A 16,175-nucleotide genomic window follows, 5' to 3' on the forward strand; every position below is an offset into this window, starting at 1 on the left:
GGGTTCCGCCAAAATGAGCACCGCAAGCTTCCCCGAGGGTTTCGTGTGGGGAGTCTCTACCTCGGCCTTTCAAATCGAGGGGGCCACGTCCGCCGGCGGCCGGGGGCCGTCCATCTGGGACGTCTTTTCCGCCGACCGCGCCGAGGCCTGCGACCATTACCACCGTTATCCCGAAGACGTGCGGTTGATGAAAGACCTGGGAATGGCCGCCTACCGGTTCTCGGTGAGCTGGCCGCGGGTTTTCCCCGACGCCTCGGACAAGGTGAACGAGGCCGGCCTCGACTTTTACGACCGGCTGCTTGACGAGCTTCTCGCGGCCGGCATCACGCCTTATGCGACCCTTTATCACTGGGATCTGCCGCAGGCGGTGGAGGAGCTCGGCGGCTGGCCGTCCCGCGACACCGCCCGCCGTTTCGCGGATTACGCCGCCGCCGTGCACGGCCGGCTCGGTGACCGGGTCGACACCTGGTTCACGCTGAACGAGCCCTGGGTGGCGGCCTTCCTGGGATACGGCGACGGGAGCCACGCGCCGGGCCGGAAATCGGCCGCCGAGGCGTTCAGGAGCGCCCACCACATGATGCTCGCGCACGGGCTGGCCGCGCAGGCCCTGCGGTCCGGCGGGGCGGCCCGGGTGGGGACGGTGCTCAACATCTCGCCCGTCCTGACGCCCGCCCAGGTCAGCGACTTCGGCAGGCAGCTGTCGGAGGAGGACGCCGAGGCCGTGGCCAGGATCGACGCCCTGGCCAACCGGCAGTTCCTGGAGCCGATGCTGCGCGGCTCGTACCCCGCCGAGATCCTGCCCATCATCGAGCGCAACGGCGGCCTCGACCACATTCGCGACGGCGACCTCGACATCATCGCCCAGCCCCTCGACCTGCTCGGTATCAATTACTACTCGCCTTCCGTGGTGCAGGCCCAGCCCAGCGAGCCCGCCGCCTCGGCCTATCCGGGAAGCGAGGGCGTGCTGTTCTGCACGATTCCGACGGCGGTCACCGCGATGGGCTGGCCGATCGTGCCCAATTGCCTTTCGCTGGTGCTGCGGCGCCTTTCCGCGGAATATCCGGAGCTCGACCTGATGGTCACCGAGAACGGCGCCGACTTCGTCGACGTGGTGACCGGCGACGGCATTCACGACGTCGAACGCATCAGTTTCGTCGAGGAGCATCTGCGGGCCCTGCTGTCGGCCGTCGAGGACGGCGCCCGCGTTCGCGGATATCTCGTCTGGACCCTGCTCGACAACTTCGAATGGACCGAGGGCTACCAGCGGAAGTTCGGCCTCGTGCACGTCGATTTCGCCACCCAGAAACGGCGGCCGAAGGACAGCGCGCTGTGGTACCGCGACGTCATCCGGCGTAACGGCCTCACCGAGACCCGGCCCAAGCGGCCCACCCTGGAGACCGTCGCCGCCCGCTCCGGCGTCTCCCGCGCCACCGTCTCGCGTGTGGTCAACGGCGAGGCGTCGGTGAGCCCCGAGGTCCGCACGGCGGTGATGCGGGCCGTCAAGGAGCTCGGCTACGTGCCCAACGCCGCGGCCCGCAGCCTGGTCACCCGGCGGACCAACGCCATCGCCCTCGTCCTGTCCGTCCCCAGGCAGGGGGACGCGCTGACGGCCGCCGTCGTGCAGTACGTCACCAGCATGCTGGAGGGCGCCGGCAAGCAGATCACGCTCATGCTGGCCGACACGGCCGAGAGCCACCGGCGCATCGTCCAGCAGGCGGAGGCCCGGTTGGTGGACGGCGTCGTGCTGCTGCCGCCCGACCGGGGCGACACGCTGGCCGAGCGGCTCTCGCGTACGGACGTGCCGATCGTGCTCCTCGGCAAGCCGGCCGTCGCCTCGCTGGTGCCGTACGTGGACGTGGACAACGCCGGCGGCGCGGCCGCCGCCACCGAGCACCTCCTCGCGAGCGGGCGCCGCCGCATCGGCATGATCTGCGGCCCGATGGACCTGGTCGCCGTCCAGGACCGGCTGTCCGGGCACCGGGCGGCGCTGCAGCGGGCGGGCGCGCAGCCGTTACTGGCCCTCGCCGACCTCACCCGCGCCTCGGGCGCGGCGGCGGCCCGGCAGCTTCTCGGCGACGAGCCGGCGCTGGACGCCGTGTTCGCCGCCACCGACCAGCTCGCCATCGGGGCGCTGCAGGCCGCGCGCGAGCTGGGCCGCCGGGTGCCCGAGGACCTGGCGATCGTGGGCTTCGACGACATCGACGCCGCCTCGGCCACCACGCCGGGGCTGACCACCGTGCGGGTTCCGCTGGCGGAGCAGGCGCTGGCGGTCGCGCGGCTGCTGCTGTCGCGGCTGGAGGGCCGCCACACCACCTCCGTCGTGCTGCCGACCCGGCTCGTGGTGAGGGAGTCGAGCTGAGCCCTCGTACCGGTACGGGAGTCAGGAGCGGGTGCGGCGGTGGAGGACGATGCGTTCAGCCCAGCTGGCCGCCTCCGGGTCCTTGAGGCCCTCCACCACGCCTCCCAGGTACGCCGTGGCCAGACTGTCGAAGCCGCTGTCGAGCCGGCGCAGCCGGCCGGCCCTGCGCCGGTCCACCGCCTGAAGGTATTGGGCGATGCTCTCGGCGTATCCGGCGTCCCGCTGGTAGGCGGCCTGGGCGGCGGCGCAGGCGCGGGCCTCGGCGTCACGCTTGGCCCGCAGCTCACGTAACCGCTGGTCGTTGGGGTTGTGCATGCGCCGCCCCAGGTCGGCGGCGATCAGGGCGGTGGCGATCAGGAGGGCCAGGAGCAGGATCATGGTGGGCACCTGGCTGACCCCCTCCGAGGTCGGCCCGATGTCCCGGCCGTCCACGACCAGCGGCTTGACCAGGGCGTCCCGGCGCAGGACGGCCACGGCGACGATGAGGCCGAGCCAGACGAGCGCCACCCCGGCCAGCAGCCACCGCCCCTTGGCCGGGCTGCCGTGCTCCTGCCACGACCGGAACGCGCGACCGTACATGTGCGGCGCCACCAGCATGATCAGAGCGGCACCGGCGGCGAGCAGCGCGGTCATCGCCACGCTGTCGCCCCAGTTGAGGATGACCTGGTAGAGGATGGGCACCTCGACGATCAGCAGGAGCAGCAGGAGGAGCGCGGCGGGCAGCCAGCGGCGGACGACCGGCCAGCGGCTGCCCGAGATCGCGATGGAGCTGGGCCGCCCGTCGCCCGGCCGGCGGCTCGGCTGCTCCAGCTCGGTGACCTGGCGCTGGCTGTCGTCCAGCGCCTTGCGCGCCTCCCCGAACGCCCGCTGCGACTCGGCGAGACTGATCTTCTGCGACTCGAACTCGGCGCGGGCCCGCTGGATCTCCTGCTCGGTACGGTCCTCGATCTCGGCCAGCTCGGCCAGCCGCTCGTCCTCCAGCTCGTGGAAGCGCGGCACGCTGCCGGTCTGGAGCGTGAGCGTGTCGATCTGGCCGTCGGCCGCGTGCCCCCGGCCGAGCTCGCGCTCCTCGTGGCGGCGCCGCGCCCAGTCGGGCAGGTGGTAGAGGTCGCCGTCGTACGCCACGGCAGGCGTGATGCGGGTGACCTGGCCAGGCTCGACGTCGTCGTCCTGCTTCCGGCGAATGAAGCGCATCAGGCCTCCTACCGCGGGTCCTGCTTTCGATTGTGCGTCACTGGGTCCCGGGAGCGGGCGGATGTCAAAATGACGGTGTGAGCGAATTGCCGGTGATCGACGTCTCGCCCCTGCTCGCCACCGACCCCGGCCTCACCGCCGACCTTGCCGCCGACAAGCCTGCCGTGGCGGAGGCGATCGGCGAGGCGTGCCGGGACAGCGGCTTCTTCTACGTCTCCGGCCACGGCGTGCCGCCGGACCTCCCGCGCCGGCTCGACGTCGCGAGCAGGCGCTTCTTCGCCCTGCCCGAAGAGGTCAAGGCCGAGATCTCCATGGAACGGGGAGGCAAGGCCTGGCGCGGCTTCTTCCCGGTCGGCGGCGAGCTGACCTCGGGGCGGCCCGACCTGAAGGAGGGCATCTACTTCGGCGCCGAGGAGCCGCCGGGCCCGCTGCCGCTGCACGGCCCGAACCTGTTCCCCGCCCAGGTGCCCGAGCTCCGCGACGCCGTGCTCGACCATCTCGGCTCGATGACCGCGCTCGCCCAGGCCATCATGTCGGGGATCGCCCTGAGCCTCGGCCTGGACGAGGACTACTTCCGTTCCGGCTACACCGCCCAGCCGACCGTGCTTTTCCGGATATTTCATTATCCGCCCGCCCCGCCGGACGACCCCGACACCTGGGGCGTCGGCGAGCACACCGACTACGGCCTGCTGACCCTCCTCCTCCAGGACGCCAACGGCGGCCTCCAGGTACGCACCCCGCGCGGCTGGATCGAGGCCCCGCCCCTGGAGAACACCTTCGTCTGCAACATCGGCGACATGCTCGACAAGCTCACCGGCGGCCACTACCGCTCGACCCCGCACCGGGTGCGCAACCGCAGCGGCAACGAGCGCCTGAGCTTCCCGTTCTTCTTCGACCCAGGCTGGGACAGCGAGGTACCGCCGCTGCCGTACGCCCCCGGCCATCGCTGGGACGGCCAGGTCGACTTCACCGGCACCTACGGCGAGTACCTGCTGTCCAAGGTCTCCAAGGTCTTCCCGCGCCTCTTCGAGGCCCTCTGAGCCTCAGGCGGTCGAGAACGTGAACCAGTTGACGTTCACGAAGTCGGCGGGCTGACCGCTGCTGAAGGTCAGATAGACGGTGTGCGTCCCGGTCACGCCCGAGATGTTGGCCGGCACCGTACGCCAGCTCTGCCACCCGCCCGTGTTGGCGAGAGCGAAGTCCCCGATGGGAGCGGCGGTGGGGCTGTCCAGCCGGACCTGCACCAGCCCGCTCACCCCGGCCGCGGCCCCGGACGCCACCCTGGCCCTGAACTGGCGGGCGGCCTCCGTCCCGAAGTTCACGCCGTCGAACCGGAGCCAGTCGCCGTTGGCGATCGCCCCGACGTTCTGGCCGCCGCCGGTGTCCGTGGTGGTCTCGACGATGGTGCCCGACTGCCCCTGGTACTGCTCGGCCTGGATCGTCGAACGGGCGTCCACGCCCCCGGGCGGGTTCGTCGGAGGGGTGCCGCTGCCGCTCTGCCACACCGCCACGTAGTCGACCAGCATCGGCCGCCCCGGCACGGTCGCCGCCGTGGGCGTCTGGCCGCCGAGCGCGTTGGGGAAGGCCCCGCCCATGGCCACGTTGAGCAGCAGGAAGTAGCCCGCGTGCCCCGTCATGTTGGACCAGGTCGCGGCGTCGAACTGCGACTGGCTCACGCTGTGGAACTGCTGCCCGTCCACGTACCACCGCAGCTGGTTGGGGCTGACGCTGCGGTCCCACTCGAAGCGGTAGCTGTGGAAGGCCGCCTGGCACGTCGATCCGGGGCAGGCGCGGTTGGTGCCGAGGCCGGTCGTCTCCTGGCACGGCCCGCCCGGGTTGACGCCGCAGTGGAGCACGCCCCAGACGGCGTTGATGCCGTTGACGTTCTCCATGATGTCGAACTCGCCGATGCCCGGCCAGTTCCAGTAATTGCCCCGGTACGGCGCCCCGAGCGCCCAGAACGCCGGCCAGTAGCCCAGCGCGGCGTCGCCGGTCACGTTCGGCATCTGGATGCGGCCCTCGATGCGCAGGATCCGGCCGTCGGCGGGCTTGAAGTCGGCCCGCCGGCTCTCGATGCGCGCCGAGGTCCACTCACCCGAGCCGCTGCGCTGCGGCGTGATGCGGAGGTTGCCCCCGCCGTCGAGGCTGAGGTTGGAGGTGCTGGACGTGTAGTTCTGGATCTCTCCGGTGCCCCAGTTGGCCGGGCCGCCGGGGTAGGCGTGTCCCGTGTCGACGATCCAGTTGGTGGACGAGGGCAGCGTGTTGGCGGCGCCGTCGAAGTCGTCCGACCAGACGAGCGACCAGCCGGACGGGGTGGGCGGGACGGCGGCCGAGGCGCTGACGGCCACGTTGACGAGCAGGCCGCTGAGCGCCGCGAGCGCCACGGCCACCGCCGCCAGTCGGCGCCGGCGCCGGAGGGCTGTTGTCATCGTTGCTCCATGGGGGGTGGGGGGCCTTGTGAGAGAGAGCGCTCTCTGGGCCGATGTCAACACAGTCTTTACCTGCTGTCAACGTTGCGTACCCGGAGGGAGCGCGCTCTCCTAGAGCAGATCCACCGGGCTCGCGCCGGACGCCTCGAAGGCCTCCCTCCAGAAGCCTTCGAGCAGCGGGAACCGGTCGGGGCTCGACGTCTTCTCCCGCAGGAAGCCGTGCACGACCACCGAGTACCCGGTCAGGTCGGGCAGCAGCCGCGCGTCCCGCAGTTCCTTGATCTTCTGCTTGCGCGCGCCCTCGCTCAGGTCCAGCTTGTTGATGTTCAGGTCGCCCCGGTTGTTGATCAGGTCGCTGAACACGATGAGCCGGTGCGGCTTGTCCGGCTGCCGCTGCGCGCCGAGCTGCTTGGCCACGTACCGCAGGGCTCCCAGCACGTCGGAGCCCTCGCCCTCCGCCGGGCAGCCGAACAGCTTCACCGCCCTCGGCACCACCTCCGTGATCCGGTGCGCCCTGACGCGATCCTCGACCACGGGGTTGTCGTTGGGGTTCTCGGCCTGGGTGGCGGCGATGGAGACCGGGTCCTGGCGGCAGGTGCTGCTCTCCGAGCTGCCCGTGACGGCCGCGAACCCGATCCAGTCGCAGCCCTGGGTGAAGGCGGGCAGCTTGGAGGTGACGTCGTTCCTGGAGGTGGCGGGGTCGGCGTAGCTGGTCGAGTCCACGATCACGCCGCAGACCGCCTTGGCCTCCGTCCCGCACGCCGCCACGGTGGCGGCGACCAGCAGGATCACCCCCAGCACCGCCCCAACCCCACGCGCCCTCGCCACCGCCTCCGGCCTGCGCGCCTCCGACGCCGCGACGGGGTCGGGCGCTTCTCGTGCCGCCACCGGCCTGCGCGCCGGGATGCGCCGTTCCCGAGCCCCGTCGTCGTCGCCGTCACGCTCCTCGGCCCTCACGTGCCCTCCTGCTCGCTCCCTGAAGCGCGATCGTCCCCGGCGTCCCCCGCGTCGCGGTCCTCGGGGACGCCGGCATCGGCTGGCGGCGGCGGCGAGAGCTGGCGGCGCGCCCCTCCCGGCAGCTCGCGGGGCATCACCTCGGAGTGCCACACCTCGATGCGGTCCTCGACCTCCCGCAGGATCCGCGCGATCTCCTCCCGCCCGGAGACCGCCGTGGCGGTCTCACCCGTGGCACCCATCGCGATGACCTCGCCCTTCCATAAGGACGGGATCTCCTCCCTGCGCGGATGGGCCCGCAGCACCCCGCCCTTGTACGCGGCGATGAGCTGCTCGGCCCTGGCGTGCACCGCCTCCACCTCGTGGTCGCGCTCGATCAGCGCGCTCTCCCACTCCTGGGTGAGGTGCTCGATGCGGGCCCTGGCCCGCTGCACGCCGACGTTCGCCTCCTCCACCACGGCCCGCCGCCGCGTCTCCGCCCGCCGCGCTCTCGCCTCCGCGATCGAGATGAACGCGTCCGGCTGCTCGTCGACTTCGTCAGAGACGTGACCGTTGGCGAGGGACGGCTCCGGGTGGGTGTCACTCCTGGCCAGCTCCTGCAAGATCACCTCGCGCGCCCCCAGCGCCCGCTCCAGGATCGCGGTACGGGTGGCCGCCAGCCGCCGATCGACCTCGGTGACCTGCTCACGGGCCAGGGCCCGGACCTCGGTGACGTAGGCGGGCTGGAACTCCGGATCGGTGAACTCGCCCAAAGGATGCTCCCGGGCGTCCCGCATCCCCCGCCGACGCGCTTCCTCCCGCTCGGCCGGCGGATCGCCCCGCTTGAACAGCCGCGACAAGAACGCCATCCGCGTCTCCAGGCTCCGGCCGGATCCGTGTCCTGCCCCCAGACTAAACGGCCACTTTCCGGAATGGCGGCAATGTCACTGTCCGCGCATCGCCTCATGGCTCGCGGCGAGCGTGGATAGGCGGCCAATCAGTAGATTCGGCATGACCGCCACACCCGATGAGCAGTGGATCTGGCTCGACGCCCCAGGGCTCGCCATTCAGTGCCCATTGCCAAGCTAGGCTGCCCGAATCAGGCGCTGAGGCCGAGATCCAATCCATCGTGCTCGCCTCGGTGGCGCTCGCCCTGCCAAGCGGGACGTTGGCCCAATCGCGGAATGGGGCGGCATCTTACGGCAGGTCGTCGGGTTGCCGTTCAGCGGTGTTGCGTCCTGGCCGGTGGGTGGTCGGAGGCGAGTTGGTCTGGGTGGGTGTCAGTCGGCCCACCGCCTCGTCGGTCAAGGGGTGGGTTCGCGATGGCGCCGCGGGCGCGGGGGGTGCGCCGGAAGGCGCCTCCATAAGAACGCCTGAGCCCCGAGCGCGAAGCGCTCCCTCGGGAAGCCCTTTGTGCTCGGGGCGGGCGTCGGCAAGCCGGGCCGCGTGTGGGGTCAGCCCTTGTCGGCCTCGCCGGTGGCCTGTTCGAGCTGGTCCTCGGGGGAGGCCTCGAGGTCCTGCTCGGCGTCGGCGCCCGCCTGGGCGGAGGCCTTGTCGAGGCGGACCCAGCTCGTCACGCTCTCCACCGCGAACAGCACGAAGAGGTACGCCGTAAGCACCGCCAGCACCGGCGTCAGGATGCCGAGCGCGGCGCCCAGGCCGATGACCAGCAGGCGCAGCTCCCAGCCCAGCCCCGCGTGGAACACCCAGGCGGGCGGCCAGATGCTCTGCCGGGTCCGGTAGACGGTGTCGTACGTGTGGTAACCCACGACGTAGACGAGCACGAACAGCAGCCACTTGGGCGCGCCCGCGGCCAGGCCGATCGAGATCACGGCGAGGAACTCGGCGCCGCGCAGCAGCGGCGGGGTGAGCCAGTCGAAGCGGCCCAGGTGGTCGCGCGGCGTGGTCGGCAGCACGAGCAGCAGCGTGGTCGCGACGGGCAGGAGCAGGATCGGGCCGCCCTGGTCGAGCAGGCCGGTGACCAGGAAGGCCAGCACGGCCAGGAGGGCCACGAGCGTGGTGGGCACGGGCGGCAGGCCCTTGCCGAGCTTGCCGGCGAGGGCGTGGGCGAGCGGGCCGTCGTCACGGTAGGCGAGCAGGCGGGCGGTCTGGATGCGACGGCGTTCCTCGTCGGGGTCCGGCGTGGGGGTGGCCATGGCCTGCGGTTGGGTGATCATACGAGCGACCTCATGAGGCGTCCGGTGAGCGTGTAGGCGGCGGCGACGGAGCCCCAGATCACCAGGGTGATGAAGGTGATCCGGGCGTCGAAGAGGGCGGCGGTGATCGCGATGGCCGCGAACCGCTCGCCGATGGGGAAGACGATCATCTTGCGGGCCCAGTGGACGGCGCGGAACTTGCCGGCCTTGGTCCACATCTTGAGCACGCCTCGCAGACCCTGGCTGCGCTCGACCTTGCGGCGCGTGAGGGCCTGACGCAGGTCGCGGTCGTCGGGCGCGTCCAGTGCCAGCGTGGGCAGCGGGGACGGGGCTTTGCGGCGGTTGGAGACGCCGAAGGAGAAGTCGAGCAGGTGGCGTACGGACTGCAGGCCGATCGCGGCCAGCGCCAGGATCCAGATGTCGTCACTGTTGCCCGAGACGACCCAGCCGACGGCGAGCCCGGCGAAGACCACGTACTCCTTGAACCGGTCGAACGTGGCGTCCAGCCAGGCCCCCAGCACGCCGAACTTACGTGCGTAGCGGGCGACCTGCCCGTCCACACAGTCGAACACGAACGCGAAGTAGATCAGCACACCGCCCAGCACCATCCACGGCCGGTCGCCGGTGGCGAAGCAGGCTGCGGCGGCCACGCCGAGCGTGATCGAGATCAGCGTCACCTGGTTGGGCGTCAGCCCGCGCCGTGCCGCCCAGCGGGCGATGAAGCGGGAGTAGGTGGAGACGAAGTACGTGGTGAAGAAGCCGTCGGCGCCCTTGACCGCGTTGTTGAGCCTGGCCCGGTCCTCGTTCATGCCGGCCATCTCGGTGCCGGCCTCGTTGACCTCTTCCTGGGTCGTGACCCGGCGGTAGAACAGGTCGCGCCGGCCCCTGATGCCGACCGACACGCCGTTGCGCACCAGGCCGAACACGATCAGCTGCAGCAGGTCGTCGTCCTCGCCGAACGTGTCGGCCATCGCGGCCAGCTCGCGGCAGGTCTGCGCCAGCATGGGCGCGTTGCGCGCGCTCAGGTGCAGCGGGCCGAGCAGGATGGCGTTGGGCCTGGTCACGGCGTGGCGCGCGGTGCCCACCGAGACCACGCGCGACTTGCCGACGCGCGAGCGGATGGGCAGCCCTTCGAGGCGGCCGAGGCCGATCTCGGGCTCTGCCTCGTCGATCGGGACGATGTCCTCCTGCGGCTCCTCCTCTGTCACGTCCGGCCGGGGCTCTTTGGCGACGAGCGCCAGCGCGCCGCGCTTGGCCTTGGTGATCTGGTAGATCAGCTCGTCGTGGATGACAGAGTTTTCCGGGATGATGAAGAGGTTCTCCGTCGCGGTCTCCGCGACGTCGGCCAGCGCGCGCAGGGCGGCGGCCACGTCGCCTGACTCGATCGTGGCGAGCCGCGGATCCAGGGAAGTGAGCTGGCTGCGCAGGCGCTCGGCCACGGTGGGCGTGCCGGGCAGCGCGGCCAGCCTCAGGCCGGTCGGAGAGGTGTCGGGGCCGGGCGAGGCGCCCAGCAGGACCACGCGGGTCATGACTCCCTTTCGAGGCGGTAGCGGGGGGTTGAACAACGGGTAATCCGGGGACAGACGTCAAAGTCTAGTGAGGGTGACGTAAAGTCGCGTCACCAGAGCATGCCCGTAACGTCGCTTCGGTGCGGCCGTAAGATGTCCGAGTGAGTCTCTACCGTGACGAAGGCGTAGTTCTACGCACACAGAAGCTCGGTGAGGCCGACCGCATCGTCACCATCCTGGCGAAGCGCACCGGCAAGATCAGGGCCGTGGCGAGGGGCGTGCGCCGCACGAAGTCCCGCTTCGGCGCCAGGCTGGAGCCGTTCACGCATGTCGACCTGCAGCTCCACGTCGGCCGTACGCTCGACGTCGTCACGCAGGCCGAGACGATCAGACCCTACGGCGAGACGCTGGCGGCCGACTATCCCCGCTACACCGCGGGCAGCGCGATGCTGGAGACCGCTGACCGGCTGACGCACGGGGAGAAGGAGCCGGCGCTGCGGCAGTTCCTGCTGCTGGTGGGCGGGCTGCGCACGCTGGCCGAACGCGTCCACGAGGCCCGGCTGGTCCTGGACGCGTACTTCCTGCGCTCGCTGGCCGTGGCCGGCTACGCCCCCGCGCTCGACGCGTGCGCCAAGTGCCAGGCACCGGCGATCAGGGCGTTCGCCATCGTCGCGGGGGGCGTGGTGTGCGGGGCGTGCCGCCCGGCCGGCTCGGCCGTGCCCGCCGGGGAGACGATCGGGCTCATGACGGCGCTGCTGCGTGGCGACTGGGCCACCGCCGACGCCTCGGAGTCGCGCCACCGGAGTGAGTGCAGCGGGCTCGTTGCCGCATATCTGCAATGGCACCTCGAACACGGAATACGCTCTCTCCGACACGTCGAAAGGGAGCCTGTGTGAACGTACGACCTCCGACCCCGCATCCGTCGGGCGCGACGCCCCCGCCGATCCCGCGCGACCTGGTGCCCAAGCACGTCGCGATCATCATGGACGGCAACGGCCGCTGGGCCAAGTCTCGTGGCCTGCCCCGCATCGAGGGGCACAAAGCGGGCGAATCCTCGCTGTTCGACGTCATCGAGGGGGCGCTCGAGCTGGGCGTCCCCTATCTGAGCGCGTTCGCGTTCTCCACGGAGAACTGGCGGCGCTCGCCCGACGAGGTCCGCTTCCTCATGGGGTTCAACCGTGACGTGATCCGGCGGCGGCGCGACGAGCTCAACGCCATGGGTGTGCGCGTCCGGTGGGCGGGCAAGCCGGGGCGGCTGTGGAAGAGCGTCATCTCGGAACTGCAGGCGGCCGAGGAGATGACGGTCGGCAACAGCAAGCTGACGTTGCAGTTCTGCGTCAACTACGGCGGGCAGGCCGAGATCGTCGAGGCGGCGGTCAGGCTGGCCGAGGACATCGCGGCCGGGCGGGTCAAGCCGTCCAAGGTCAACGAGAAGGTGTTCGCGCGTTACCTGGACGAGCCGGAGATCCCCGCGGTGGATCTGTTCGTGCGGTCGTCGGGGGAGCAGCGCTTCTCGAACTTCCTGCTGTGGCAGTCGGCCTACGCCGAGATGGTCTTCCTCGACCGGCTGTGGCCCGACTTCGACCGCAGGGATCTGTGGGAGGCCTGCGAGGTCTTCGCGAAGCGCGACAGGCGCTACGGCGGAGCGCTCCCCAACCCGGTCTGACCGGCCCCAACCTCTGGATCGGGGCCCAGGGCTGGCTGTCACCTATACGCAGGTATAGCCTGCTGTTCATCGGAACAGTTGGCTGTACTCGTGAGTAGGAGCTGATGCCGAATGGCTGACGCACGACAAGGCCGGGCCGGCGCCCTGGCAGGCACCGGCCACCTCGTCCGCCTGGCGCTGCGCCGCGAGCGGGGCATCGCGCCCTGGTGGATCCTCCTGATCGTGGCCCTGGCCCTGGCGCTGGTGTCCTACGTCAACCGGGCCATGGGCACGTACGAGCTGAAGCTCACCTATGTCGAACTCGCCACCAGGAACGTCTTCCTGCGCGCGCTCGGCGGCGGCCTCATCGAGCCGCGGCTGGAGGTGATCGCGACGTGGCGCAGCGGCGGGTTCCTGTACGTGGCGAGCGCCCTCGCGGCCCTCATGTCGGTCGTCCGCCACACGCGCAGGGAGGAGGACGAGGGGAGGGCCGAGCTGGTCCGCTCCGGCATGGTGAGCCGCCACGCGCCGCTGACCGCCGCCCTGCTGGTCGCCGGCGGGATCAGCCTGGCCGGCGGGGTGCTGACCGGAGCCGTGCTCCTCGGGCTCGGGTTCGAGCCCGTCGGGACCGTCGCCTACGGGGCCGCGATCACGGTCGCGGGCTGGGTGTTCGGCGCCGTCGCCGCGGTGGCCGCGCAGCTCGCGCGCAGCGCCCGCACGGCCACCGCGATCAGCCTGGCCGCGCTCGGCGCCGCCTACGTGATGCGTTACGCCGGTGACGCGACCGGACAGTACTGGCTGAAGGCGCTGTCGCCGATCGGCTGGAGCCATCTGGTGCGGGCGTACCAGGACGAGCGGTGGTGGCTGCTCGGCGTGTCGGTGCTGGTCAGCGTGGCCCTGTGCGCGGTCGCGTACCGGCTGCTCGGCCGCCGCGACCTCGGCGAGGGCCTGCTGCCCGAGCGCCTGGGCCGGGAGTCGGCGCCGGAGCTGCGCGGCCCGATCAGCCTGGCCTGGCGGCTGCACCGCGCTCTGCTGGCCAAGTGGGCCGCCGGGGTCGCGTGCTTCGCCATGGCCGGCGCCGGGCTCAGCCCGCTCGCCCAGGACCTGCTCTCGCGGCCGAGCCTCGTGGTGCAGAGCATCATGAGCCTCCTCGGCGTGTCCGACACGGGCACCGCGCTGGGCGCGTACTCGTGGTACCTGATCCTCATCATCGCGTACGCCGTCGCGCTCTACCCGGTGCTCATGACGTTGCGGCTGCGTTCGGAGGAGACCTCGGGCCGCGCGGAGACCGTACAGTCCACCCCGATGACCCGCCTGCGCTGGGCGGCCGGCCACCTGGTCGTGACCGGGCTCGGCACGGCGGCGCTGATGGCCGTCGCCGGGCTCGTGTTCGGCACGCTGTACTCGCTGCTCGTCGGCGATCTCGCGCGCGACCTGCCCCGCTTCCTGGTGGGGGCGCTGAGCGCCGTGCCGGCGGCCTGGTGCGTGGGGGCGGTCTGCGTGCTCGCGTACGGGCTGGTCCCGAGGGCGAGCGTGGCGATCTCCTGGATCGTCTGGCTCCTGACCGCCGGGCTCGGCAAGATCGTCAGCCCCCTGTACGGGCTGTGGCACGGGACCCCGCTGGAGCCGTTCCACTACATCCCCAACCCGATGCTCGGAACTTCCTTCGACGTCCGCCCCGCCCTCGCGCTGACGGCCCTCACGGCGCTGCTCCTCGGCGGCGCCCTCGCGGCTCTTCGCCGCCGCGACTTCGGGTGATTGGTCTAGCATGTCGTCCCATTCGGCAAGATCGGAGGGCGGATGGGCGGCCATTCCATCGAGGTGCGGTCCGACGTGGTGATCAAGCGGTACCGGTCGTCGGACCACGGTGAGCCCGAACGCGAATGGCGTGCCCTGGAACTGCTGGGCGAACACGATCCCGGCCTGGCCCCGGCGCCGGTGACCGCCGAGCTGGAGGCCGACCCGCCGACTGTGGTGATGACCCGCCTGGACGGTACGACGGTGAGCGGGGAGATCGCGGGGAAACTCGTCGATGCCCTGGCCGAGGCCATCACCGGCGTCCAGCGCTCGATCCCGTCCCGGCTGCTCGACCGGGTGCCGGCGCGTGCCGGGCACCCGGTCTATCTCCTGCAAAAGGTACGCGACTGGGCGGCGGCGGCCACGCCCGAACCCGCGACCGCCGAAGCCCTCCGCGCGGCCACGGACTGGGTGTCCGGGCCGGGCCTGGAGGCGATGTTCGCGCAGCCGGGCACCCCGGTGTTCGGCACCGGCGACGGGAACCTGGCCAACTACCTGTGGGACGGCACCAGGGTCCGGGTCATCGACTTCGAGTACTCCGGGCGCAGCGACCGCGCGTTCGAGCTGGCCGAGGTCACCGAGCACATCTCGGTCTGGGAGAACGACCCGGCCGGGTTGACCGCCGTGCTCGACCGGTTCGAGCTGACCGCCGAGGAGGCGGCCAGGCTCACGGAGTGCCGGCGGCTGCTCGCGCTGTTCTGGCTGCTGCGCTGCCGCCGGGAGATCCGGTCCGCGCAGGCGGATCGGATGCTGGCCCTGCTGTAGGACTTCTCTTGATCAAAGGGTGCTGACCACGTCCGCCAGCCGGTCCATCTGGCCCGGATCGCCGCCGTAGCAGTAGAGGCATCAGCGCGCCTGGCCCAGTCGAGCAGGGCCGCGGGGTCGCTGATGGGCACCCCGCCGCCCGATCAAGCCGCACCCACCCGCCCTCACCCGCGCTCAATTGTGATCGCTCTCGGCCGTGGCGGTCAGACCCGACTGGACCTCCTGCCCATGGCGGCCTTCAGCCTGGGCGCCCCAATCCCAGAGCGCCTGGAGGACGGGCCCGAGGCGGCGCCCGTGCGGGGTGAGCCGATAGTGCGTACGGGGCGGCCATCCGGACCTCCGGCGACGTTCGAGCACCCCGGCCTCGGCGAGCTGCGCCAGCCGATCGGACAGCACCTTGTCCGACAACTCGGGCAGCGCCTGCCGGAGCTCCGTGAACCCACGCTCACCCCGCAGCAACTCGCGGATCACGAGAGTCGTCCACCGCCCGCGCAGCGCCGCGAGCGCGATCTCCACCGGACACGACGGATCCGGCTCGGTGACCTCGGCCCGAGGATCATCGGGCAGGCCGGGGTGGCCAACCGTTTGGTGAGTCACGAGGGAGCCTCCTAGCTTTTCCGCATCCACCCGATTTCTACCTGCCGGAAGGACGTGCAACTGCGATGCGCCAACTCGCCGAACGCCCCGAGGACGTGCCTGCCGTGTTCGCCGACCGCTTCAACACCGGCGACCCGGCGGCCGTGGCCGAGGTCTACGAGAGCGGAGCGGTCTTCGTACCCGAGCCCGGCTCCCCGCTGACCGGCCCGCAGGCCCAAGCCGCCAACGCCCGCTTCATGGCCCTGGGGCTGCCGATCACGGTCCGGCCGCGGCACGTCTATGCCGCGGGCGACACGGCCCTGCTGATCGTGGACTGGGCCATCGACGGTGTGGATCGGGACGGGCAGCAGGTCCACATCGAGGGCACCGCCACCGACGTCGCCCGCCGCGGAAGGGACGGGCGCTGGCGGTACGCCATCGACAACCCTTTCGGCGTGCGCTCGACAATCGATGGCTGAGGCTGATTTGCGTGGGTCGGCCGAAACGCCGACGCCTCGGTGATCAAAGACGCGTTTGATTCGGCGGGATACGAAGGTTGCGGCCGGCCCTGGGCACTTCCCGGTCGGGCAGGCCCACACTGCTGCTCGTGGACGACCTGCAATGGATGGCGCTCCCGGCCTGAGGCGGCCGGTGCCGACGCCACGGCGGCCTGGAGTGATTGATCTTCACCAGCAGTTCATCGCATGGTTTCGGCTAGCCTGCGGCTTTCACGGCGAATTTGAGCCGACCTGATCATTCACATAAGAAAAGTGCCCTTGAGCTGGGAGGATCGGACTTGTCTAAGGCCCCGTC

The 16,175-nt window shown here is 71.1% G+C and carries 14 protein-coding genes; 7 read left to right on the forward strand and 7 right to left on the reverse strand.

The window, feature by feature from the left end:
- The first annotated feature begins 13 nt into the window (after positions 1-13).
- Positions 14-2,359: a GH1 family beta-glucosidase gene (locus tag ABZX61_RS40725; RefSeq protein WP_355201948.1), complete on the forward strand. Its 2,346-nt coding sequence runs from the start codon at positions 14-16 to the stop codon at positions 2,357-2,359.
- Positions 2,360-2,380: 21 nt separating this feature from the next.
- Here ABZX61_RS40725 and ABZX61_RS40730 read toward each other — a convergent pair whose 3' ends face one another.
- The gene (locus ABZX61_RS40730; RefSeq protein WP_355201951.1) at positions 2,381-3,553 is read right to left on the reverse strand and encodes a hypothetical protein; all 1,173 of its coding nucleotides are present in this window, start codon (positions 3,551-3,553) and stop codon (positions 2,381-2,383) included.
- 77 nt (positions 3,554-3,630) lie between these two features.
- Between ABZX61_RS40730 and ABZX61_RS40735 the strand changes: the two genes are divergently transcribed.
- A complete protein-coding gene (locus tag ABZX61_RS40735) occupies positions 3,631-4,593 on the forward strand; it encodes a 2-oxoglutarate and iron-dependent oxygenase domain-containing protein (RefSeq protein WP_355201953.1) in 963 nt (320 codons plus the stop codon).
- 3 nt (positions 4,594-4,596) lie between these two features.
- Here the strand turns inward: ABZX61_RS40735 and ABZX61_RS40740 are convergent, their stop codons facing one another.
- The 5 genes from ABZX61_RS40740 to ABZX61_RS40760 all read right to left on the reverse strand — a co-directional run bounded on the left by ABZX61_RS40740 (position 4,597) and on the right by ABZX61_RS40760 (position 10,600).
- Positions 4,597-5,982 carry a glycoside hydrolase family 16 protein gene (locus ABZX61_RS40740; protein ID WP_355201956.1) on the reverse strand — a complete coding sequence of 462 codons (1,386 nt, stop codon included), beginning with the start codon at positions 5,980-5,982 and terminating at the stop codon, positions 4,597-4,599.
- 111 nt (positions 5,983-6,093) lie between these two features.
- Complete coding sequence (locus ABZX61_RS40745; RefSeq protein ID WP_355201959.1) at positions 6,094-6,939, reverse strand: vWA domain-containing protein; 846 nt, start codon at positions 6,937-6,939, stop codon at positions 6,094-6,096.
- A complete protein-coding gene (locus ABZX61_RS40750) occupies positions 6,936-7,784 on the reverse strand; it encodes a hypothetical protein (protein WP_355201962.1) in 849 nt (282 codons plus the stop codon). The genes ABZX61_RS40745 and ABZX61_RS40750 overlap by 4 nt, the downstream gene beginning before the upstream one ends.
- A 585-nt stretch (positions 7,785-8,369) precedes the next feature.
- Positions 8,370-9,092, reverse strand: a complete 723-nt coding sequence (locus tag ABZX61_RS40755) for a DUF5941 domain-containing protein (RefSeq protein ID WP_350725040.1) — start codon at positions 9,090-9,092, stop codon at positions 8,370-8,372.
- Positions 9,089-10,600, reverse strand: a complete 1,512-nt coding sequence (locus ABZX61_RS40760; RefSeq protein ID WP_355201966.1) for a CDP-alcohol phosphatidyltransferase family protein — start codon at positions 10,598-10,600, stop codon at positions 9,089-9,091. The genes ABZX61_RS40755 and ABZX61_RS40760 overlap by 4 nt, the downstream gene beginning before the upstream one ends.
- A 140-nt stretch (positions 10,601-10,740) precedes the next feature.
- Here ABZX61_RS40760 and recO point away from each other — a divergent pair, with 140 nt between their 5' ends.
- The 4 genes from recO to ABZX61_RS40780 all read left to right on the forward strand — a co-directional run bounded on the left by recO (position 10,741) and on the right by ABZX61_RS40780 (position 14,786).
- Positions 10,741-11,475, forward strand: a complete 735-nt coding sequence (gene recO, locus ABZX61_RS40765) for a DNA repair protein RecO (RefSeq protein WP_350725044.1) — start codon at positions 10,741-10,743, stop codon at positions 11,473-11,475.
- Positions 11,472-12,245 carry an isoprenyl transferase gene (locus tag ABZX61_RS40770; RefSeq protein WP_355201969.1) on the forward strand — a complete coding sequence of 258 codons (774 nt, stop codon included), beginning with the start codon at positions 11,472-11,474 and terminating at the stop codon, positions 12,243-12,245. Before recO ends, ABZX61_RS40770 begins: the two co-directional genes overlap by 4 nt.
- A 111-nt stretch (positions 12,246-12,356) precedes the next feature.
- On the forward strand, positions 12,357-13,982 hold the full coding sequence (locus tag ABZX61_RS40775) for a polyketide antibiotic transporter (protein ID WP_355201972.1): 1,626 nt from the start codon (positions 12,357-12,359) through the stop codon (positions 13,980-13,982).
- Positions 13,983-14,024: 42 nt separating this feature from the next.
- Complete coding sequence (locus ABZX61_RS40780; RefSeq protein ID WP_355201975.1) at positions 14,025-14,786, forward strand: phosphotransferase; 762 nt, start codon at positions 14,025-14,027, stop codon at positions 14,784-14,786.
- 174 nt (positions 14,787-14,960) lie between these two features.
- Here ABZX61_RS40780 and ABZX61_RS40785 read toward each other — a convergent pair whose 3' ends face one another.
- The gene (locus ABZX61_RS40785; protein WP_355201977.1) at positions 14,961-15,383 is read right to left on the reverse strand and encodes a helix-turn-helix domain-containing protein; all 423 of its coding nucleotides are present in this window, start codon (positions 15,381-15,383) and stop codon (positions 14,961-14,963) included.
- 65 nt (positions 15,384-15,448) lie between these two features.
- On the opposite strand from ABZX61_RS40785, the gene ABZX61_RS40790 reads away from it, so the two are divergent.
- Positions 15,449-15,841 carry a DUF4440 domain-containing protein gene (locus ABZX61_RS40790; RefSeq protein ID WP_355201980.1) on the forward strand — a complete coding sequence of 131 codons (393 nt, stop codon included), beginning with the start codon at positions 15,449-15,451 and terminating at the stop codon, positions 15,839-15,841.
- The last annotated feature ends 334 nt before the right edge of the window (positions 15,842-16,175 follow it).

The sequence above is a fragment of the Nonomuraea sp. NPDC003709 genome, assembly GCF_040610775.1.
Classification (GTDB): Bacteria; Actinomycetota; Actinomycetes; order Streptosporangiales; family Streptosporangiaceae; genus Nonomuraea; species Nonomuraea angiospora_A.